This is a genomic window from Viridibacillus sp. NPDC096237 (assembly GCF_050278625.1).
In the GTDB taxonomy this organism is placed as follows: Bacteria; Bacillota; Bacilli; order Bacillales_A; family Planococcaceae; genus Viridibacillus.
In genome coordinates this window covers 57,028-78,272 of sequence record NZ_JBNNTI010000014.1, presented here as the reverse complement: position 1 = coordinate 78,272, position 21,245 = coordinate 57,028, and the positions used below count along the sequence as shown (strand labels likewise).

Annotated in this window: 19 protein-coding genes; 12 read left to right on the top strand and 7 right to left on the bottom strand. The window is 36.3% G+C overall.

Annotation, left to right across the window (positions count from 1 at the left end; translation table 11 throughout):
- Positions 1-53 precede the first annotated feature (53 nt).
- The 6 genes from gyrA to dnaA all read right to left on the bottom strand — a co-directional run bounded on the left by gyrA (position 54) and on the right by dnaA (position 8,785).
- Positions 54-2,579: a DNA gyrase subunit A gene (gene gyrA, locus ACQKMD_RS10205; protein WP_427751701.1), complete on the bottom strand. Its 2,526-nt coding sequence runs from the start codon at positions 2,577-2,579 to the stop codon at positions 54-56.
- A 26-nt stretch (positions 2,580-2,605) separates the two neighbouring features.
- On the bottom strand, positions 2,606-4,531 hold the full coding sequence (gene gyrB / locus ACQKMD_RS10200; protein ID WP_427751699.1) for a DNA topoisomerase (ATP-hydrolyzing) subunit B: 1,926 nt from the start codon (positions 4,529-4,531) through the stop codon (positions 2,606-2,608).
- A 73-nt stretch (positions 4,532-4,604) separates the two neighbouring features.
- Positions 4,605-5,726 carry a DNA replication/repair protein RecF gene (gene recF, locus ACQKMD_RS10195; protein WP_427751697.1) on the bottom strand — a complete coding sequence of 374 codons (1,122 nt, stop codon included), beginning with the start codon at positions 5,724-5,726 and terminating at the stop codon, positions 4,605-4,607.
- A gap of 1 nt (position 5,727) precedes the next feature.
- A complete protein-coding gene (yaaA, locus tag ACQKMD_RS10190; protein WP_427728249.1) occupies positions 5,728-5,955 on the bottom strand; it encodes a S4 domain-containing protein YaaA in 228 nt (75 codons plus the stop codon).
- A gap of 177 nt (positions 5,956-6,132) precedes the next feature.
- Positions 6,133-7,269, bottom strand: coding sequence for a DNA polymerase III subunit beta (gene dnaN / locus ACQKMD_RS10185; protein ID WP_427751695.1), 1,137 nt, complete (start codon positions 7,267-7,269; stop codon positions 6,133-6,135).
- 172 nt (positions 7,270-7,441) lie between these two features.
- Positions 7,442-8,785, bottom strand: a complete 1,344-nt coding sequence (dnaA, locus tag ACQKMD_RS10180) for a chromosomal replication initiator protein DnaA (RefSeq protein ID WP_427751694.1) — start codon at positions 8,783-8,785, stop codon at positions 7,442-7,444.
- A gap of 557 nt (positions 8,786-9,342) precedes the next feature.
- Here dnaA and rpmH point away from each other — a divergent pair.
- The 11 genes from rpmH (at position 9,343) to ACQKMD_RS10125 (ending at position 19,727) form a co-directional block, all read left to right on the top strand.
- Complete coding sequence (rpmH, locus tag ACQKMD_RS10175) at positions 9,343-9,477, top strand: 50S ribosomal protein L34 (protein ID WP_036200974.1); 135 nt, start codon at positions 9,343-9,345, stop codon at positions 9,475-9,477.
- 221 nt (positions 9,478-9,698) lie between these two features.
- Positions 9,699-10,052 carry a ribonuclease P protein component gene (gene rnpA, locus ACQKMD_RS10170; RefSeq protein WP_038178762.1) on the top strand — a complete coding sequence of 118 codons (354 nt, stop codon included), beginning with the start codon at positions 9,699-9,701 and terminating at the stop codon, positions 10,050-10,052.
- 59 nt (positions 10,053-10,111) lie between these two features.
- Entirely contained in the window at positions 10,112-10,879 is a 768-nt protein-coding gene (gene yidC / locus ACQKMD_RS10165; protein ID WP_427751692.1) for a membrane protein insertase YidC, read from the top strand.
- Positions 10,876-11,700, top strand: a complete 825-nt coding sequence (gene jag / locus ACQKMD_RS10160) for an RNA-binding cell elongation regulator Jag/EloR (RefSeq protein WP_427751691.1) — start codon at positions 10,876-10,878, stop codon at positions 11,698-11,700. Before yidC ends, jag begins: the two co-directional genes overlap by 4 nt.
- A 420-nt stretch (positions 11,701-12,120) precedes the next feature.
- Complete coding sequence (gene mnmE / locus ACQKMD_RS10155; RefSeq protein ID WP_427751688.1) at positions 12,121-13,506, top strand: tRNA uridine-5-carboxymethylaminomethyl(34) synthesis GTPase MnmE; 1,386 nt, start codon at positions 12,121-12,123, stop codon at positions 13,504-13,506.
- Between the two features lie 28 nt (positions 13,507-13,534).
- Positions 13,535-15,433, top strand: coding sequence for a tRNA uridine-5-carboxymethylaminomethyl(34) synthesis enzyme MnmG (mnmG, locus tag ACQKMD_RS10150; protein WP_427751686.1), 1,899 nt, complete (start codon positions 13,535-13,537; stop codon positions 15,431-15,433).
- Positions 15,434-15,474: 41 nt separating this feature from the next.
- Positions 15,475-16,191 (top strand): 16S rRNA (guanine(527)-N(7))-methyltransferase RsmG, encoded by a 717-nt coding sequence (gene rsmG, locus ACQKMD_RS10145; protein ID WP_427751685.1) that lies wholly within the window; start codon positions 15,475-15,477, stop codon positions 16,189-16,191.
- A 193-nt stretch (positions 16,192-16,384) separates the two neighbouring features.
- A complete protein-coding gene (noc, locus tag ACQKMD_RS10140; RefSeq protein ID WP_427751684.1) occupies positions 16,385-17,245 on the top strand; it encodes a nucleoid occlusion protein in 861 nt (286 codons plus the stop codon).
- 172 nt (positions 17,246-17,417) lie between these two features.
- Positions 17,418-18,179 carry a ParA family protein gene (locus ACQKMD_RS10135; protein ID WP_427751681.1) on the top strand — a complete coding sequence of 254 codons (762 nt, stop codon included), beginning with the start codon at positions 17,418-17,420 and terminating at the stop codon, positions 18,177-18,179.
- Positions 18,172-19,011: a ParB/RepB/Spo0J family partition protein gene (locus tag ACQKMD_RS10130; protein ID WP_427751678.1), complete on the top strand. Its 840-nt coding sequence runs from the start codon at positions 18,172-18,174 to the stop codon at positions 19,009-19,011. The genes ACQKMD_RS10135 and ACQKMD_RS10130 overlap by 8 nt, the downstream gene beginning before the upstream one ends.
- 11 nt (positions 19,012-19,022) lie before the next feature.
- The gene (locus ACQKMD_RS10125; protein WP_427751676.1) at positions 19,023-19,727 is read left to right on the top strand and encodes a DUF554 domain-containing protein; all 705 of its coding nucleotides are present in this window, start codon (positions 19,023-19,025) and stop codon (positions 19,725-19,727) included.
- On the opposite strand, the gene yyaC is transcribed toward ACQKMD_RS10125, so the two are convergent.
- A complete protein-coding gene (gene yyaC / locus ACQKMD_RS10120; protein WP_427751674.1) occupies positions 19,671-20,279 on the bottom strand; it encodes a spore protease YyaC in 609 nt (202 codons plus the stop codon). The genes ACQKMD_RS10125 and yyaC overlap by 57 nt on opposite strands.
- 71 nt (positions 20,280-20,350) lie before the next feature.
- Here yyaC and ACQKMD_RS10115 point away from each other — a divergent pair, with 71 nt between their 5' ends.
- On the top strand, positions 20,351-21,244 hold the full coding sequence (locus ACQKMD_RS10115; protein WP_427751672.1) for a mechanosensitive ion channel family protein: 894 nt from the start codon (positions 20,351-20,353) through the stop codon (positions 21,242-21,244).
- Position 21,245: the final 1 nt, after the last annotated feature.

Genomic DNA, 21,245 nt, shown 5'->3' with positions numbered 1-21,245 from the left:
AAGAACCTCGACTAAAAATAGTCGAAGTTCTTCATACTATTAAATGCAATTATTCAGTCTGTTGGCTCAGAATCTACATTACTTTCTACTACTGTTACTTCATTTAGTTCAACAGATTCTTCATTTTCATCTAATTCTTCATCTTCTTCTGATTCTTTTGCAACTTTTGCTACCGTTGCAACAAGTTCTTCATCACCTAGACGAATTAGACGAACACCTTGCGTACTACGTCCAGTTACTGAGATATCATTAATATCCATACGAATTAACATACCGTTAATTGTGATGAGCATTAGATCTTCTGAACCATCTACTGTTTTCACAGCAGACAATGGGCCGTTTTTATCTGTAATCTGGCAAGTTTTAATTCCCACGCCACCACGAGTTTGGATTCTATATTCTTCTTCCGGTGTACGTTTTCCGTAACCTTTTTCTGTTACAACTAAAATTTCTTGTCCTGGCTCAATCATTTCCATTCCGACAACATAGTCATCATCTTTTAAACGAATGCCACGGACCCCTGCAGCTGTTCGACCCATTGATCGAATGTCTTCTTCATTAAATCGTACAAGCATACCATTACGTGTACCTATGATAATTTCTTTTTTCCCGTCTGTAAGACGAACAGAAATTAATTCATCATCCTCACGTAAAGAAATAGCTATTAAACCATTATTACGAATATTAGCGAAGTATGATACTGGAGTACGTTTCGTTACACCAGTACGTGTAGTGAATATAAAGTAAGCATCATCTTCAAACGAGGGAACACGTATCATTGCTGTTACTTGTTCGTCCTTATCAACGCTCAATAAGTTAACAATCGGCAAACCTTTCGCTGTACGTCCATATTCAGGGATTTCATAGCCTTTTGCACGGAACGCTTTACCTTTAGATGTAAAGAATACAATTGTATCATGTGTGGATGTATTCATTAAATGTTCAACGAAATCATCATCATTTGTACCCATCCCTTGTACACCACGGCCTCCACGTTTTTGACTACGATATGTATTCGCAGGTAAACGTTTAATATAACCGTTATGCGTAAGAGTGATAACTGAATTCTCACGAGGGATTAAATCTTCATCTTCAATCATTTCCATACCACCGGCAGTTATTTCTGTACGGCGTTTATCATTGAAACGTTCTTTAACCTCAAGCAATTCTTCATGTATAATTTGGCGAATCTTTCCTTCATCTGCTAGTATTTCACGCAGTTTTGCGATAATTGCTTGCAGTTCTAGATATTCACCTTCAATTTTTTCACGCTCTAAACCTGTTAAACGTTGTAGGCGCATATCTAAAATTGCTTGTGCTTGACGTTCGCTTAATTTGAATTTTTCAATTAAACCAGTCTTCGCTTCTTCACCTGTCTGTGAACTACGAATTAAATGAATGATTTCATCGATATGATCAAGTGCAATACGCAAACCTTCTAAAATGTGAGCTCGATCTTCTGCTTTTCTCAACTCAAATTGCGTACGTCTGCGAATCACTACTTTTTGATGTTCCAAATAGTGATAAAGAGCTTCTTTTAAACTTAAAACTTTTGGTTGACCTTCAACTAACGCAAGCATGTTAATACCGAAGCTAGATTGCATAGCCGTTTGTTTATATAAATTATTTAATACTACATTAGAATTTGCATCTTTACGGATATCGATAGCTACACGCATACCGTTACGGTCAGACTCATCGTTAATATTTGTAATACCATCGATTTTCTTGTCTCGTACTAATTCCGCTATTTTTTCGATTAATTTCGCTTTGTTCACTTGGTAAGGAAGTTCGTGAATAACAATTGTATCTTTACCATTTGATTTTTGTTCTATTTCAACTTTAGCACGAATAATAATAGAACCGCGGCCAGTTTCATAAGCACGGCGGATACCGCTTCTTCCTAGGATTGTACCACCTGTAGGGAAGTCTGGTCCTGGGATAATTTCCATTAACTCTTCCGTTGTAATTGCTGGATTATCAGAGATTGCTAATACACCATCAATAACCTCACCTAGTTGATGAGGAGGAATGTTAGTTGCCATACCAACGGCAATACCTGAAGCACCGTTAACAAGTAAATTTGGGTAACGAGCTGGTAAGACAATTGGTTCTCTCTCATTTCCATCATAGTTATCTTCATAGTCGATTGTGTCTTTATTAATATCGCGTAGCATTTCCATAGCGATTTTAGACATACGAGATTCCGTATAACGCATGGCAGCTGCTCCGTCACCATCAACAGAACCAAAGTTACCATGACCATCTACTAACATATAACGATAACTGAAATCTTGCGCCATACGTACCATTGCATCATAAATAGATGAGTCGCCATGAGGGTGATACTTACCCATTACATCCCCAACGATACGAGCGGATTTTTTATACGGCTTATCAGAAGTACTACCTAACTCTTGCATACCGTACAGAATACGACGATGTACAGGTTTTAAACCATCACGTACATCCGGTAAGGCACGAGAGACGATAACACTCATAGCATAATCTAAAAATGAAGTTCTAATTTCTTTACTAATATTAATCCCTTTAACACCGGGATTGTGGATTTCTGACAAAGTGTTTACCTCCCTTCACTAGCTCGTTAAATATCTAGATTTTTCACGTAAACAGCATTTTCTTGAATAAATTGGCGACGTGGTTCTACCTCTTCACCCATTAATTGTTCAAAAGTTCGATCTGCTTCAATTGCATCATCAAGTTCTACTTGGAGTAAAATACGATTCTCTGGATCCATTGTTGTTTCCCATAACTGCGCAGCGTTCATTTCGCCAAGACCTTTATAGCGTTGTATACCTGGTTTTGGCATTTTCGGAAGGCGTTCTAAAATCTCTTGAAGTTCTTCATCGCTGTAACAATATTCAATATGTTTCCCTTGTTTTATTTGATACAAAGGTGGTTGTGCAATATAAATATATCCCGCTTCTATTAACGGACGTAGGAAACGGAAGAAGAATGTTAATAATAGTGTTCGAATGTGGGCACCATCAACATCTGCATCAGTCATGATAACAATTTTATGGTAGCGCGCTTTTTTCAATTCAAATTCTTCACCAATACCTGTACCAATTGCTGTAATCATTGCTCTAATCTCAGCATTAGATAATATTTTATCTAAGCGTGCTTTTTCCACGTTTAGAATTTTACCCTTAAGTGGTAGGATGGCTTGGAAATGACGGTCACGACCTGATTTTGCTGAACCACCGGCAGAGTCACCCTCTACGATGTAGATTTCACTTTCATCAGGATGACGAGAAGAACAGTCTGCTAATTTACCTGGTAAGCTAGAAACTTCTAAAGCGGATTTGCGACGTGTAAATTCACGTGCTTTCTTCGCTGCTACACGTGCTCTAGCTGCCATTAAACCTTTATCAACAATTGTTCTAGAAACTGTAGGGTTTTCAAGTAAAAATCTCTCGAAACGTTCTGAGAATAATGAGTTTGTAATTGTGCTTACTTCAGAGTTACCTAATTTTGTTTTCGTTTGTCCTTCAAACTGCGGATCAGGGTGTTTAATCGATACAATAGCAACTAAACCTTCACGTACATCTTCACCCGCTAGATTTGCATCGGCATCTTTAATTAGATTATTTTTGCGCGCATAATCGTTAATAACACGTGTTAAAGCTGTTTTGAATCCTGATTCATGCGTACCACCTTCATACGTATTGATATTGTTAGCAAATGAGAAAATATTAGAGGCGAATCCAGCATTATACTGCATAGCGATTTCAACTGAAATACCATCTTTTTCACCTTTTAAATCAATTGCTTCATGAAGAGGTTCTTTCTTTTCGTTAATATGTTCAACATACGATTTAATACCACCTTCATAGTGGTATGTATTTGAACGTACTTCTTCGCCGCGTTCATCTGCTATCGTAATACTAATACCACGATTTAAATAAGCTAATTCTCGAATACGGTGTGCTAATATATCAAATTCATAAACTGTTGTTTCTTTGAAGATTTCAGGATCTGCTTTAAAACGTGTTGTTGTTCCAGTTTCTTCAGAATCACCAATAACTTGAAGTGGCTGATCTGTTTGGCCACGACTAAAACTTAAGAAATGAATATGACCATCACGTTTTACATACACTTCAGTTGAAACTGATAATGCGTTTACTACAGATGCACCTACACCATGTAAACCACCAGATACTTTGTATCCGCCACCACCAAATTTACCTCCAGCATGTAGCACTGTCATAATAACTTCAACAGCTGGTTTCCCCATTTTTTCCTGATTGCTTACTGGAATACCACGGCCATTATCGTCAACACGAATCCAGTTATCTTTTTCAATCGTTACTTTAATTTCATCACAATATCCAGCTAAGGCTTCATCAATACTGTTATCTACAATTTCCCACACCAAATGGTGAAGACCTTTAGAACTCGTAGTACCAATATACATACCCGGACGTTTACGAACTGCTTCTAAACCTTCTAATACTTGTATCTGATCTGCATCATATGCAGCAGGCTGTTTATTCTCTTCCATTGCCATTTGTCCCACCTACTCTTTCATGACATCAGTATGCGTTTTAAATTATTTTACTAACCACTGACCTGTATTAATACTAGGTTTCTTCCACTTCAACAGAACCCTGTTTCACATAAAACATTGCCGCTTCTCGGATTGTATCATGGTCAATTCCTTCAACACTTGTTGTTGTCACAAAGGTCTGAACTTCACCTTGAATAGTATTCAGTAAGTGTGACTGACGGTAATCATCTAACTCTGAAAGGACATCATCTAGCAACAAAATTGGCGCTTCCCCAACTTCTTGTTTAATAAGTTCAATTTCAGCTAATTTGAGTGATAGAGCCGTCGTACGTTGCTGACCTTGAGATCCATATGTTTGTACATCATAGTCGTTCACAAGGAACTGCAAATCATCTCTGTGTGGCCCAATTAATGTGACGCCTCGTTCAAGCTCGCGCGGCAAGGCATCTTGTAGCTTCTTCTCCAAGAAATTTGCCATTTCAGCAATTGTCCATTCCGGATTCATACCACTCACTGGACGATAACGAATCTGTAATCTCTCTAAATTTCGAGAGATACCAAAATGAATTGGTTCTGCCCACTCCTGGAGTAAATCCATAAATTGAAATCTTTTATGAATAACTTGTACAGCAGCTTGAATATATTGTTCGGTATATACATCAAACATTACATCTTGCAATGCTGATTTCCCTTGGTTTTGTTTTAATAAGTGATTCCGTTGCTTTAATAGCTTTTGAAATGTTAATAGATCATGTAAATATACTGGAGAAATTTGCCCGATTTCCATATCGAGAAAACGTCTTCTGATTTGGGGACTGCCTTTTACTACAGTTAAATCTTCCGGGGCAAACATCACGACATTCATCTGTCCTATATAATCACTTAAACGGCTTTGTTCTAAATGGTTAACCCTTGCTTTTTTTCCTTTTTTAGAAAGAGTTAATTCCAAAGGTAAATGACCATATTTTTTTTGAACGTCACCTTCTATTTTACCATAGTCTTCGCTCCACCGTATTAATTCTTTCTCGTTCGAAGTACGATGTGACTTTGCCATTGATAAAACGTATATAGATTCCATAACATTCGTTTTCCCCTGTGCATTTTCTCCTAAGAAAACATTAATTTTCGGGGAAAACGACAAGTCTAACGATTCATAATTACGGTAATTCGTCAGCTTTAACCGTTCTATATACATGTTATTCTCCGTTCGTTGGACCAGTTATCTGAAATCTCCCTGTTCCAGGAATATTCACAGTATCGCCAACATATAGTTTACGTCCACGACGATTATCTATTTCTCCGTTTACATAGACATCATTCTCTTGCAAAAACCATTTAGCCATTCCACCTGAGCTAATAGCGTCTGTTATTTTTAATAATTGGCCAAGCGTTACAAATTCAGTATCGATAGCAATTTCATTCACAGTTAATTTCATCCTCTTCTATTTTTCTCTATCTCTATATTTTACCGAACTTTTGTTCATAAGTAAAAAGGATAGTCATCGAAACGACTATCCTTTAGTAAAATCAGTAGTTTATGACCAGGTCACAAACTACCTTGGGAAATAATCCACACTGATTGTTATATTAAAATATTTTTTTCAGTAGGTACGAACAGGCAAAATCAATTGTAATATAGCATCGTCATGTACAGAACGAATGATAAATGGTCTCATAGCACCTGTAAATTGAATGACAACATCTTGCCCATCAATTGCTTTCAATGCATCCATCATATATTTTGCACTGAAGGAAATTTTCAATTCTTCCCCAACAAGCGAGCTAACCTGAATTTGTTCTTCTACTTTCCCTACTTCGGGTGAATTAGAAGAAATTTCTATAGTCTCGTCTTGCATAGTTGTAAAACGCACAACATTGTTACGATCTTCGCGTGCAAGTAAAGAGGCGCGGTCAATAGCTTGAAGCAAAGAACGGCCATTGACAGTTACATCTGTTTTATATTCTTCCGGAATTAGGCGTGATGTATCAGGATAATTCCCTTCTAGTAAGCGTGAGAAGAATAAAACATCATTTGTTTTGAATAAAACTTGTTGATTTGTCATAACAATATCTACAGGAGTAGTTGCATCGTTCAAAATTTTACTTAATTCAGTCAAACTTTTTCCTGGTACTACAACACTGGATTGTTCACTTGGTAAATTTTCTAAAGTAATTTTACGACGAGCAAGACGATGACTATCAGTCGCAACGCATACAAGTTCTCCGTCTTTTATTTGCCAATGAACACCTGTTAGTACTGGACGACTTTCACTCGTTGATACTGCAAATACTGTTTCACGAATAATTGATTTTAATAAATCAGCAGGTAAAGTGAACTGATTGTCTTCACTTATCTCTGGTAATAAAGGATATTCAGTTGAATCTAAACCAATCAAGTGGAAATCTGATTTACCCGAACGTATACGTGTTTGGAATTTCTCTGATACTTCAAATTCAACATCATTAGTAGGTAATTTACGAACAATCTCATTGAACATTTTAGCTTGTAGCACAATTGAACCTGGTTTTTCAACATTCATTAATTGTTCGCCATTTTCTTCAACAGGGATATATGTTTGGATCGTGATATCTGCATCACTACCAGTTAAACGCATTCCTTCTGCACTTACATCAATTTTTATCCCTGTCAAAATTGGAATTGTTGTTTTTGAACTAACTGCCTTCATAACATCGTTTAGTCCATCTAATAAACGATCTCGCATGATATCAAATTTCATAAAATTATACCTCACTTATATATATTATTATTTATTAAAAGATTAATAGATATAGTAGTAGGGCCTGTGGATTTGTGGATAAGTTCAATTTAACGAATAAAATCAGCCTATCCGCGTGTAGACAGGCTGTGTACAAGTATGTTGTTAACTTCTTGGGTTATCCACAGGAATTTTACTTACCTAGCATACTTTTTATCTGTTTAATATCTTGCTGTAACTTCTGATCTTCTTTAAACATCGTTGAGATTTTCTCATGTGCATGGATAACCGTTGTATGATCACGGCCCCCAAATTCTTCACCTATTTTAGGTAATGAAAAATCGGTTAACTCACGTGATAAATACATAGCGATTTGGCGTGGAAATGCAATTGATTTTGTACGCTTTTTTGCAGTAAAATCTTCTAATTTCACATGGAAGTGTTCCCCAACAGCCTTTTGAATATCTAAAATCGTTACCATTCTAGGTACTGAGTTAGGAATAATGTCCTTTAATGCTTGTGCAGCTAACTCGGCCGTAATATCTTGATTTACAAGCGATGAGTAAGCAACTACGCGGATTAAAGCACCTTCTAACTCACGAATATTAGAGTCAATTTGATTTGCAATATATAGCATAACCTCATTTGGAATATCTAATCCATCGGCTTTTGCTTTTTTTCGTAATATTGCAATTCTCGTTTCTAAATCAGGTGGCGCAATATCTGTTATTAGACCCCATTCAAAGCGTGAGCGTAAGCGGTCTTCCAAAGTTGGAATTTCCTTTGGCGGTCGATCACTTGAGATAACTATTTGCTTCGATTCCTCATGTAAAGTATTGAATGTATGGAAAAATTCTTCCTGAGTTGATTCTTTTCCAGCTAAGAATTGAATATCATCAATTAGTAAGACATCAACACTACGATACTTATTTCTGAATTCTACTGCTTTGTTATCACGAATAGAGTTAATAAACTCATTGGTGAATTTTTCAGATGACAAATAAACCACCTTAGCATTAGGGTTATGTTCCAATACATAGTGGCCAATTGCGTGCATTAAATGTGTTTTTCCTAAACCTACTCCCCCATATATAAATAATGGGTTATAAGCTTTTGCTGGTGCTTCTGCAACGGCTAGTGAAGCGGCATGTGCAAAGCGATTTCCAGATCCGATAACAAATGTATCAAATGTGTTTTTTAAGTTCAGCATACCAGGAGAGAAATCTGGACGATCGTCTTGTTTTTCTTGAACACGTGGCGATGGAATATCGAAATCATCAAAGCCCGGGTCTTGTTGAACAACAAAACGGATATGCAAATCTTTCCCTGTTAATTCTGCCAAAATAGAAGCAATTAACTGTACATAGTGATTTTCCAACCATTCACGCCCAAATGAATTTGGCGCTGCAATAGTTACGGTATCAACTTTGTAAGAAAGTAGCTTCGTGGATTTAAGCCAAGTTTCAAAGCTTGGTTTTGAGATTTTTTGTTTAACTTGTGAGAGCACTTTGTCCCATAACTCTTCTAAATGTTCCAAGCTTCTTTCTCCTTTACCTAAATATCTCTATTGAATATTTGGTTATAAATGCGGTTAAAATATGTTTATAAATGAACTATAAATGATAGATACTCACAATAAAAACAAGCTGTGGATAAATGTTATTCTTAGCTAGTGGATAAAACTATCCACATATTATTAACAATTGTGGATAACATTTTGCATACACAAATTTATTTACAGAGTAAAACACAATAATCTTATCAAAGAAAACCAGTTAGTTCAAGATTTTTTCGGAGTTATCCACAAATTGCATAAATATACACATCGAACTTATCCACAATAGGTGAATTTGTGTAGAACTTGTCTATAAGTCTTGTGGATAATTTTGAGGATGTAAAAAAGTGTCCACACTAGTTTTTGAGAGTGAGGTAGTGGATTGTGGATAACTGCTAGAAAAGAAAAACACCACTGACTAGATTGTGATAAAATGTATTTTCTAAATAAGCATTGACAGAATGACCGAAGTTTATATATAATATGCAAGACTGTCTGTAGTATTTTTTATAATAGACTTTCCAGGAGGTGTCATATAAATGAAACGCACATACCAACCGAAAAAACGTAAACATAGTAAAGTACATGGCTTCCGCGCACGTATGAGTTCTAAAAATGGTCGTAGAGTACTTGCTGCACGCCGTCGTAAAGGAAGAAAAGTATTATCAGCATAAGTCCACTGACCAACATCAGTGGTCTTTTTTTTCTTTATGGAGAAATTAGTGTTTAGTATTGTTGGTTTTTCTCCAAAACGGTTAACCATTTATGAATAACTCTTTTTCAATGTTTTAAGGGGTAGATTATAAAAGTTTATCTTTTTGGAGAGGATCGACAATCAATGTAAATAAAACCTTCTTATAAAGAAGAAAGAAACAATGAATAAGCAGGTGCAGAGATGAAAAAACGCCGCAGAATTAAAAAGAATGAAGATTTTCAAAAAGTATTTCGTAAAGGTAAGTCATTTGCAAATCGTCAATTTGTTGTCTACTGTTTACCAAAAGAGGGACAAGAAGAATTTCGCATTGGGCTATCCATCAATAAGAAAATAGGTAAGGCAGTCACTAGAAATCAAATCAAACGTTATATCCGTCAAAGTTTCTTCGAATTACAAGATGATTTGAGAAATGATATGGAATACGTGATCATCGCCAGACATCCGGCGGCCACTATAGATTTTCATGAAACGAAAAAGAGTTTACAGCATGTTTTAAAAATTGCGAAAGTTTTAAAAAGAAGTAGTAGAGAGTAATAGAAAGTGCATGATAAAATAGCTGATAGAAAACGAAAGTTATTTTAGGGGGATGAAGATTGAAGAAGAAACTTTGGATCATTCTCGCGCTTACTTCATTAACATTATTATTAACTGGGTGTACAGAGTATAACCAACCAATTTATAGTGATACGGAAGGCTTTTGGAGCAAATATATCGTTTGGCCATTCGTATCTTTCATAACACTATTTAAAGGAATACTTGGTACGTATGCGTGGGGGATAGTTTGTGTAACGATCATTATTCGTTTAGCTATTTTGCCGTTAATGATTAAACAGACAAAAAGTGCGAAGAAAATGCAAGAATTACAGCCTAAATTGGCGAAGTTAAAAGAGAAATACAGCTCTAAAGATGCAGTAACGCAGAAAAAGTATCAAGAAGAAATGATGAAATTAATGAGTGAGTCTGGTGCTAATCCAGCCGCTGGATGTTTGCCAGTGCTGATCCAAATGCCGATTCTAATTGGTTTCTATCATGCAATTAGTCGTATGAACTCAACACCAGAAATTAACTTGGGCGACTTTTTCATGTTCCCACTAGCAGAACCGAGTATTGTACTTGCTGTTCTAGCAGGTATCATGCAGTTTATTGTTCTACGTACTGGTCCAGCAATGGATAATCCACAAATGCGAATTATGATGTACATCATGCCGTTTATGATTATTGGTTTAGGTAGCTATTTACCGGCCGCTTTATCACTTTATTGGGTAATTGGTAATGTTATTACATTCATACAAAACCTTGTTATGTATAAGCCTTGGAACAAGACAACTAAACCTGCAAAAACAGGAGGGGCCAAAAAGTGAAACAGATCACGCAAATGGGAGCAAACGTAAAAGAAGCGATCTCTATAGCGTTAAAAGAGCTTGACCTTACCCGCGAGCAAGTAGATATTGAAATACTTCAAGAAGGTAAAAAGGGTTTTTTAGGTTTTGGTTCACGTAAAGCGAATGTACGTGTAACTGAAAAACAACTTGGGAAATCTGATCAAGAAAAAGAATCTGTGCAACAGGCAATAGTAGAACCAAGTGAAATAGAATCTGCAGAAGTAGTAGCTGTTATTTCACAAAGTGAAGTAGAAAATATACAAGAATCAACAACTGAAGACTTACAAGAACCATTAACGTTGTTAGTTAATGAAAATGAATTAGTAGATGAGAAGCGTAACGATAATACAGTAGCTATTCAGCATGCAATTACCTATTTAACAGATATTGCAAAGCAATTAGATATCAATGACTTAACTATTGATGTTCATGAAAAGGGTAAAACCATTAATATTAGTTTAGAGAGCAAAAAGGCTGCATTACTAATAGGTAAACGCGGTCAAACACTAAACTCCCTTCAAGAATTGACACAATTAGTTGTGCATCAATACGCAAAACGATTCGTCTTAGTAAAATTAGATGTAGAAAATTATCGTAAGCGTCGTCAAGAATCATTGGAGCAGCTAGCAAATCGTATGGCAGATAAGGCTGTTTATACAGGGAAAAAGATTGAGTTAGAGCCAATGCCTTCGAATGAGCGGAAAATTATCCATCATATTCTTGCTAGTCGAGTTGATATCGAAACGTATTCCGTTGGATCGGATACTAAACGCTATTTAGTTATAGAACCGATTCGATAAATGAAAAATTCTGTTAAAGCCCATCTCATTTTAAATGAGATGGGCTTTTGAATATTTTAATGGATAATTTTAGTGAAGTGGCATATATATATTTGTTAGATATTGAGTTTATGAATATAAAATTGTCGGATGCCCACAGGAAGTGGGTCAGATAACCGTTGCGATAGGACGCCGTGCACTTAAGTTTATCGGCGCTAGCTGCTCGAGGTCGTTTCCATTTTTCTCGGTCAAAGTCTAAAAGAGACTTTGATTCGAAAATTCCAAAGCTTGTCGCAGCTGAATGAGCGCCTTCAGCATTTAAAATAAGTTGTCCACAATTCTACTTTTCGTGCTTTTATGCTATTATTGTATGTTAGAGAGTTAGTTCGTTTTAGGTTATCCACATGTGGATAATTTTTAATTTTTTAGGAGGTATTATCTATGGAGTTCGATACAATTGCGGCTATCTCAACGCCAATGGGTGAGGGAGCAATTGCCATTGTCCGTTTGAGTGGGGATGATGCTGTTGCTATTGCGGATCGTGTGTTTCATTCGCCGAGCCGGAAAAAGTTATCCACACAGCCGTCACATACGATTCATTATGGACATTTAAAGGAGCCGGAATCAGGTGAGGTAGTAGAGGAAGTTATGCTATCAATGATGAAAGGGCCAAAAACATTTACACGTGAAGATGTAGTAGAAATCAACTGTCACGGTGGAATAGTTTCGGTGAATCGAGTATTGCAGTTAGTATTGAAAAATGGTGCGCGATTAGCAGAGCCTGGTGAATTTACAAAGAGAGCCTTCTTAAATGGTCGAATTGATTTATCTCAAGCAGAAGCTGTTATGGATTTAATTCGTGCAAAAACAGACCGTGCAATGAATGTAGCACTTGGTCAGATGGACGGGAAATTATCACGATTAATCGGCGAGCTTAGACAAGCTTTACTAGAAACTTTAGCGCAAGTAGAAGTGAACATAGATTATCCAGAATATGACGATGTAGAAGAGATGACGATTCCGCTTATGCTCGAAAAATCTACATGGGTAATGAAAGAAATCGAGAAACTTTTACAAACATCTTCTCAGGGTAAAATTTTGCGTGAGGGCCTTTCAACTGTTATACTAGGTCGTCCGAATGTTGGCAAATCGTCACTATTAAATAGCATTGTACAAGAAAATAAAGCAATCGTTACAGACGTTGCTGGTACAACGCGTGATATTATAGAAGAGTACGTAAATGTACGGGGTGTTCCACTACGTTTGGTTGATACTGCAGGTATTCGCGAAACAGAGGACATTGTTGAGCGCATCGGTGTAGAACGTTCTCGACAAGTTTTGAAAGAAGCAGATTTAATCCTTCTTGTTGTAAACTATGGAGATGAGCTTACCGATGAAGATGAGCGTCTTTTCGAAACGATTCAAAGTATGGACTATATAGTCGTTGTCAATAAAACAGATTTGTCACAACAAATCGATTTAGCTCGTGTACAAGCATTAGCAGGAAATCATAAAGTGGTGACAACATCTTTACTTAAAGAAGAAGGTGTCACTGAGCTTGAGGAAGCAATTGCGGCATTATTCTTTGAAGGTTCATTAGATGCTGGAGATATGACATATGTATCAAATGCACGCCATATCGCTTTATTACACCAAGCACATTCAACGATTAAGGATGCCATTGAAGCAGCTCATGTAGACGTGCCTGTTGATATGATTCAAATCGATGTTACTAGAACATGGGAAATTCTTGGTGAAATTATTGGAGATACCGTGCAAGAGAGTCTAATCAATCAGCTATTTTCGCAATTTTGTTTAGGGAAATAAACTTAAATATAGAAAGGAAGTAACGAGCATGCCAACAAAATTTGAAGCAGGCACGTTCGATGTGATTGTAATTGGAGCAGGTCATGCAGGAGTAGAATCTGCATATGCTGCATCAAGAATGGGTGCAAAAACACTCATGCTAACAATCAATCTTGATATGATTGCCTTTATGCCATGTAACCCATCAGTAGGTGGTCCAGCTAAAGGAATTGTTGTACGCGAAATTGACGCATTAGGCGGTGCGATGAGTAAAATTATCGACAAAACGCATATCCAAATGCGTATGTTAAATACAGGTAAGGGCCCTGCAGTACGTGCATTACGTGCACAAGCAGATAAAGTACTTTACCAACGAGAAATGAAAAAACTATTAGAAGATGAAGACAACCTTACAATTCACCAAGCAATGGTAGATGAATTAATTGTTGAAAATGGTGAAGTAACAGGTATTGTTACTCAAGTCGGTGCTGTTTATCATGCAAAAACAGTTATTGTTACAACAGGTACATTCCTACGTGGTGAAATCATTATTGGAGATTTGAAATATTCAAGTGGTCCAAATAATCAACAGCCCTCTATTAAATTAGCGGATAATCTAAAAGAACTTGGCTTTGAATTAGTACGCTTTAAAACAGGTACACCACCACGTGTTAACAGTAAGACAATTGATTACAGTAAAACTGAAATTCAACCTGGTGATACAGAGCCTCGAGCGTTTAGTTATGAAACAACTGAATATATCATAGATCAACTACCATGTTGGTTAACATATACTAGCGAAGAAACACATGAAATCATTAATGATAATCTTCATTTATCTCCAATGTATTCAGGGATGATTAAAGGTACTGGTCCACGTTACTGCCCATCAATTGAAGATAAGGTTGTTCGTTTTAGTGATAAACCTCGTCATCAACTATTCTTAGAACCAGAAGGCCGTGATACACGTGAAGTGTATGTTCAAGGGTTGTCAACAAGCTTACCAGAACATGTACAACGCAAATTATTGGAATCAGTGCCAGGTCTAGAAAAGGCAGAGATGATGCGGGCAGGTTACGCCATCGAATACGATGCAATTGTACCAACTCAATTATGGCCGACATTAGAAACTAAACGTATTGCAAACTTATACACAGCTGGTCAAATTAATGGTACTTCAGGTTATGAGGAAGCAGCTGGCCAAGGATTGATGGCTGGTATTAACGCTGCTGCTAAAGCACTTGGTAAAGAAGAGATGATTTTAGGACGTGCAGATGCATATATAGGTGTGTTAATCGATGACCTTGTAACAAAAGGAACAAACGAACCATACCGTCTATTAACTTCTCGTGCAGAATACCGATTATTACTACGTCATGACAATGCAGATATGCGTTTATCTGATCGTGCTTATGAAGCAGGTTTAATTACCCAAGAGCGTTATGATAGATTTGATACAAAACGTCAAAAAGTAGATAATGAGATTAAACGTCTGCGTAATACCATTTTAAAACCAGATGCTAAAACACAAGGCTTATTACGTGATTTAGGTAGTAGTGAATTAAAAGATGGTATTCGTGCCGCAGATCTATTAAAACGACCAGAAATGACGTATGGATTACTGTCAACATTAACAGAGTCACCAACAGAGCTATCAACAGAAGAAAAAGAGCAAATCGAAATTCAAGTGAAATATGAAGGCTACATTGAAAAAGCACTTCAACAAGTAGATAAGCTTAAAAAAATGGAAGATAAAAAAATTCCAGAGAATATTGATTATGAAGCAATTTCAGGAATTGCAACCGAAGCAAAACAAAAATTAAAACAAGTAAGACCACTATCTGTTGCACAGGCATCACGTATCTCAGGTGTAAACCCTGCTGACATTTCAATTTTACTAGTGTATATTGAACATGGTAGAATAGCGAAATTAGCAAGCAACGAATAATATGACAAAACTATAGTGGCACTACATGGAAGGGGAAAATCATGAACGAAGAACAGTTTGTGCAAGCTTTAAAGGAACAAGGAATTGAGTTATCAGAGGGACAGTTAAAACAATTTCATACTTATTTTGAGCTATTAGTTGAATGGAATGAAAAAATGAACTTAACTGCAATTACTGATAAGCCATCTGTTTATTTAAAGCATTTCTACGATTCTATTAGTGCTTCTTTTTATATGGATTTCGATAAAGTACAATCATTATGTGATGTAGGAGCAGGTGCAGGTTTCCCAAGCATTCCAATTAAGATCTGTTTCCCACATTTACAGGTGACAATTGTAGATTCATTAAATAAACGTATTCAATTTTTAACACATTTAAGTGAACAGTTACATTTAGACCAAGTAGAATTCGTTCATTCACGTGCAGAGGATTTTGGCCAAAATCCAAAATATAGAGAACAATTTGATCTTGTAACAGCGCGTGCAGTTGCTAGATTATCAGTACTTTCTGAGCTGTGTATCCCTCTTGTGAAAACAAACGGTCATTTTGTTGCGATGAAAGCAGCAAGTGGTGATGAAGAAATGAAGGATGCTAAAAAAGCTTTAACAGTATTAGGTGCTAAATTAGTAGATAGCCATTCATTTTTATTACCAATTGAAGATAGTGAACGTTCAATTTTTATTTTTAATAAAACAAAAAATACACCGAAGAAATATCCACGTAAGCCAGGTGTACCAAACAAATCACCAATCCAATAACTGTTTCGTTCCACGTGAAACATAAAAGGGTGCTTACGTTTTTTATCGAAAATAACTATAATGATATATAGAAGTATTACTTATTGCACAATGATAGTCAAAATATAAATAGTTCTCTCCACCTTCTAACGGGCTTTTACTATGATATTAGATGGAGAATGCTTGGAAATATCGTTAAAGGTGGTGCCAAGGGATGAAAAGTACTTTTTCACGTTTTTTTGGAAGTGGTGAGAAAGTAGAACACGACTCGAAAAATGAGGTAGAAAGTGCGGAATCGGTTGTTAAACTCCTTATTAATGAGATCCAGCCGAATCGTTATCAGCCACGTACAATTTTCGATGATTCGAAGATTGAAGAGCTTGCACGAACAATCCGTACACACGGTGTAATTCAACCAATCGTCGTTCGAAAAATGGAAGAAGGTCATTACGAAATAATTGCAGGCGAGCGTCGTTATCGAGCAATGAAAATGCTAGAGTGGACAGAAGTACCCGCTATCGTTCGTGAAATGAACGATAAAGAAACGGCTTCAGTTGCATTAATCGAAAACTTACAACGTGAAGAGCTTACATCAATTGAAGAAGCACAAGCTTACCTAAAATTATTAGAACTTCATGGTTTAACACAAGAAGCACTTGCTCAAAGGCTTGGTAAAGGTCAGTCGACAATAGCTAATAAAATCCGCTTATTAAAGCTACCTGAAGAAATTCAAATGGCTATTTTAAAAAGGGAAATTTCAGAACGTCATGCACGTGCCTTAGTGCCCGTCAAAGACAAAGAATTGCAGTTATCGTTGTTACAAGAAATAATCGACAATGATTATAATGTGCGACAATTAGAGCAAAGAATTGATGAAATTCTAAATCCTGCTGAGAAGCCAAAGAAAAACAAGCCAACTCGTAAAGCAATTAGTAAAGACATTCGTATCGCATTAAATACAATTAGACAATCACTTACGATGGTCACAAAAACAGGTATTAATTTAGAAGCCGAAGAAGAAGAACATGATGAGTTTTATCAAATCACTGTGAAAATACCGAAAAAGAAATCATAATTTCATCTATTTTAAACTCTTGTCTAGTATTTAGGACAAGAGTTTTTTTATATATTTTTATTTTATAATATGAGCCTATTGTACATTTTTTTGATAGAATGAAAATTAGGTATTCAAATTAATTTAATATTGCCTATTTTTATAAAATTGATTTTGGAAAGCAGGTGCACATGTGGGTAAAACAATTGCAATCGCTAACCAGAAAGGCGGCGTAGGAAAAACTACAACATCAGTTAATCTTAGCGCTTGCCTCGCCCATTTAGGTAAAAAAGTATTAATGATTGATACAGACCCTCAAGGCAATGCAACGAGTGGAGTTGGGGTTAACAAAGGCGAAGTACATAAATGTATATATGATGTGCTAATTGATGACGAACCAATTAAAGATGTCATTCGAGAAACAAAGGTTGAAAATTTATATATAGTACCTGCTACAATTGCATTAGCAGGAGCTGAAATAGAATTAGTATCAACAATTTCAAGAGAAGTACGGTTAAAACATGCAATTGATGATATAAAAAATGACTATGATTACATTGTAATTGACTGTCCACCATCTCTTGGTTTATTAACAATTAATTCATTAACAGCATCTGATTCGATTTTGATTCCTGTACAATGTGAATATTACGCATTAGAAGGATTAAGTCAGCTATTATCAACTGTACGTTTAGTGCAGAAGCATTTAAATCATCAACTAACAATTGAGGGTGTTTTATTGACGATGCTCGACGCGCGTACGAATCTTGGTCTTCAAGTAATTGAGGAAGTAAAAAAATACTTTCAAGATAAAGTATTTAAAACGGTTATCCCACGTAATGTTCGTTTGAGTGAAGCACCAAGTCATGGTGAACCGATTATTGTATATGATGCAAAATCGCGTGGGGCAGAGGGGTATTTAGAGCTTGCAAGGGAAGTGATTAAAAATGGCTAAAGGTCTAGGAAAGGGAATTAACGCATTATTCCCGGGGGAATCTTTATCTACTAATGAAACAGTAGAGCATTTGGCATTAACAGATTTACGTGCAAATCCATATCAACCTCGGAAAATTTTTGATGAGTCTGCAATTGAGGAATTAGCATTATCCATTAAAGAACATGGTGTTTTACAGCCGATAATTGCCCGCAAACGAGTAAATTTTTATGAAATTGTTGTTGGTGAAAGAAGATTTAGAGCTTCTAAACTTGCAGGATTAACAGAAATTCCAGTTGTTGTTCGAGAGATGGACGATCAGCAGATGATGGAGTTTGCAATTCTTGAAAACTTACAGCGTGAGGATTTAACGCCAATAGAAGAAGCGGAAGCTTATACAAATCTAATGGATAATTTAAATTTAACACAGGAACAACTAGCATCTCGTTTGGGGAAAAGCCGCCCACATATCGCAAATCATATCCGATTGTTAGCGTTACCGGAAGATGTACGTACTCTTTTATCAGAAGGTAAAATAACAATGGGACACGGTCGTGCATTACTTGGATTAAAAAGAAGGAAATTAATATCTCAAGTAACTGAAAAAGTGTTAACTCAACATTTAAACGTTCGTCAGTTAGAGGCATTAGTACAATCTATGAATGACAATGTTTCACGTGAAACAAAGAAGACAGTGAAAAAAGATATTTTCATTGCTGAAAAAGAATCACAATTACGTGATTACTTTGGTACGAATGTAACGATTAAGGAGTCAAAAAACAAAGGGAAAATTGAAATTGAATTTTTCTCTGCAGATGATTTAGAACGTATATTAGAATTACTCGAAGATTGAGAGGATTTCACTTGGTTTTATTAGGTACGGCAATAAACGCGATTCTAATTGTAATAGGTACGTTAATTGGTATATTGTTACAGAAAATACCTGATAATACAAAAGAGACAGTGATGAGTATTATAGGCTTGGCTGTAGCAGTATTAGGCATCCAAATGGGGATACAAAGCGAGAATTTTATAATCGTCATAGTTAGCCTTGTATTTGGTGCAATTCTAGGAGAATGGATTGATTTAGATAAGCAATTAAACCGTTTAGGTCAATTTCTTGAGAGGAAATTAGGAAACAAGGCTAAGGGTGGCAATATTTCGCAAGGATTTGTTAATGCTACTCTTATCTTTGTTATCGGTTCAATGGCTATTATAGGTGCATTGGATAGCGGGCTACGAAATGATCATTCTGTTTTAATAACAAAAGGTATTATTGATGGTTTTACAGCCGTAATTTTAGCTTCGACAATGGGAATTGGCGTTATTTTATCCGCTGTCCCGTTATTTTTGTATCAAGGTATTATTGCTATTTTTGCAGGGCAAATTAGCCGGTTTATACCTGATGAAGCACTACAGATGTTCATCCAAGAAATGACTGCAACGGGTGGCGTTATGATTCTTGCGATAGGTCTTAATTTAGTAGGACTAACGAAAATCCGCGTGGCCAACTTACTTCCGGGAATACTCGTTGTGGCCATCGCGGTTATGTTCATGTACCTTTTTTAAAGAATAACGACTCCACGCCAAAAATAAAGCACGCGAAATTTGCTGGCTCATTTCATACGTAACATGTAGACGAGTGTTTTGTAAAACCGCATGCTCCATAAATCCTCCGATATTGACTATGCCTTTAATAGACATATCACCAATAGGGGGGAGCTCCTTCTTGACAGCTTTACCAGGCAGTAAAGGGCCTTCATGAACGATAATTTCCCCAATACGTTGCTGTGAACCAAGACAAGCATCAATAGCAACTACAAATGGTTTTATTTCATGGGTAGTCAAATTATCAACTGTATCTGTTAGATTCAGTGCGTGAAGGGGTTTTTCTAAAGTCCCTATAATCTCATAAGGAAATGAAACATACTGATTTAAAAAACTGCCAGCTAAGGGTCCGAGTGAGTCTCCAGTAGAGCGATCGGTTCCAATGCAGCAAAAAACAAGATTTTCGTGATGAAATGGTATATGCTCTAAAAGGAAAGAGCTCAACCGCCAAATGGCACCTGATTCTTTATAATGGAGAACATGTGAAAATGGTTGATTCGAAGTTATAAGCATCTAGAATCTCTCTTTCTTTTTTCAGCATTATACGCATAGCGGGAATTTTTTATGCAAGAGGAGCGTCAAAAATGAAATTTGAAAAAATGTATAACAACTTTATGGCAGTTGTGACTAGTGAAGAAATGTGGACAAATATTGGTATTGCAATAATAAAAATTACGGCAATCACGATATTATCAATGATTGTTGTGCGTGTAGCTAAAATAGCTATTCGTAAGGCTTTTGATATCCGCATGAGTGTACCATCACCATTACAACCTGCTTCAGAACGACGTCATCGTACAATTTTGAGATTGTTGCAAAGTGTTATTTCATATGTAGTGTACTTTTCGGCAATTCTTGCTATATTATCAGCGATGAATATTCAAGTAGCAGGGTTATTGGCAGGTGCCGGAATTGTCGGTTTAGCTGTCGGGTTTGGTGCACAAAGCTTAGTTAAAGACGTCATCACTGGATTCTTCATTATTTTTGAAGATCAGTTTGGTGTTGGTGACTATATTAAAATTACTTCAGTAGAAGGTACAGTACTCGAGATTGGATTACGTACAACAAAAATTAAAGGTGCTGCTGGGGAAATAAATATTGTTCCAAATGGATCTATCACTGATGTTGTGAACTATTCTATAAATAACTCAATTGCTGTTATTGATGTGAGTGTTGCATACAATTCAGATATTGCAAAAGCTGAGCGTTTAATAGAAGCATATCTTATAAATCTTCCAAAGAAACATGAAGAAATTACTACACCTCCTACTTTGTTAGGGGTTCAAAATGTAGTGGGAGCAGAGATTACTTTACGAATTTCTGTGGAAACATTACCAATGCAACACTTTGCAATATCACGTATGGTTCGTCGTGATGTTAAAGAAATTTTCGATCAAAATGGTATCGAAATTCCTTATCCGAAAATGATGGTTTATGAAAGAGATAATAATCAAACATTTAACGAAGAAGGAGAATGAT

Bases quoted from the DNA above. Each gene is read 5' to 3' on its own strand.
- mnmG (WP_427751686.1), top strand. From the start codon at position 13,535: ATGCCAACAAAATTTGAAGCAGGCACGTTCGATGTGATTGTAATTGGA.
- dnaN (WP_427751695.1), bottom strand. From the start codon at position 7,269: ATGAAATTTGATATCATGCGAGATCGTTTATTAGATGGACTAAACGAT.
- gyrB (WP_427751699.1), bottom strand. From the start codon at position 4,531: ATGGCAATGGAAGAGAATAAACAGCCTGCTGCATATGATGCAGATCAG.
- rsmG (WP_427751685.1), top strand. From the start codon at position 15,475: ATGAACGAAGAACAGTTTGTGCAAGCTTTAAAGGAACAAGGAATTGAG.
- ACQKMD_RS10115 (WP_427751672.1), top strand. From the start codon at position 20,351: ATGAAATTTGAAAAAATGTATAACAACTTTATGGCAGTTGTGACTAGT.
- rnpA (WP_038178762.1), top strand. From the start codon at position 9,699: ATGAAAAAACGCCGCAGAATTAAAAAGAATGAAGATTTTCAAAAAGTA.
- ACQKMD_RS10130 (WP_427751678.1), top strand. From the start codon at position 18,172: ATGGCTAAAGGTCTAGGAAAGGGAATTAACGCATTATTCCCGGGGGAA.
- rpmH (WP_036200974.1), top strand. From the start codon at position 9,343: ATGAAACGCACATACCAACCGAAAAAACGTAAACATAGTAAAGTACAT.
- noc (WP_427751684.1), top strand. From the start codon at position 16,385: ATGAAAAGTACTTTTTCACGTTTTTTTGGAAGTGGTGAGAAAGTAGAA.
- yyaC (WP_427751674.1), bottom strand. From the start codon at position 20,279: ATGCTTATAACTTCGAATCAACCATTTTCACATGTTCTCCATTATAAA.
- recF (WP_427751697.1), bottom strand. From the start codon at position 5,726: ATGTATATAGAACGGTTAAAGCTGACGAATTACCGTAATTATGAATCG.
- mnmE (WP_427751688.1), top strand. From the start codon at position 12,121: ATGGAGTTCGATACAATTGCGGCTATCTCAACGCCAATGGGTGAGGGA.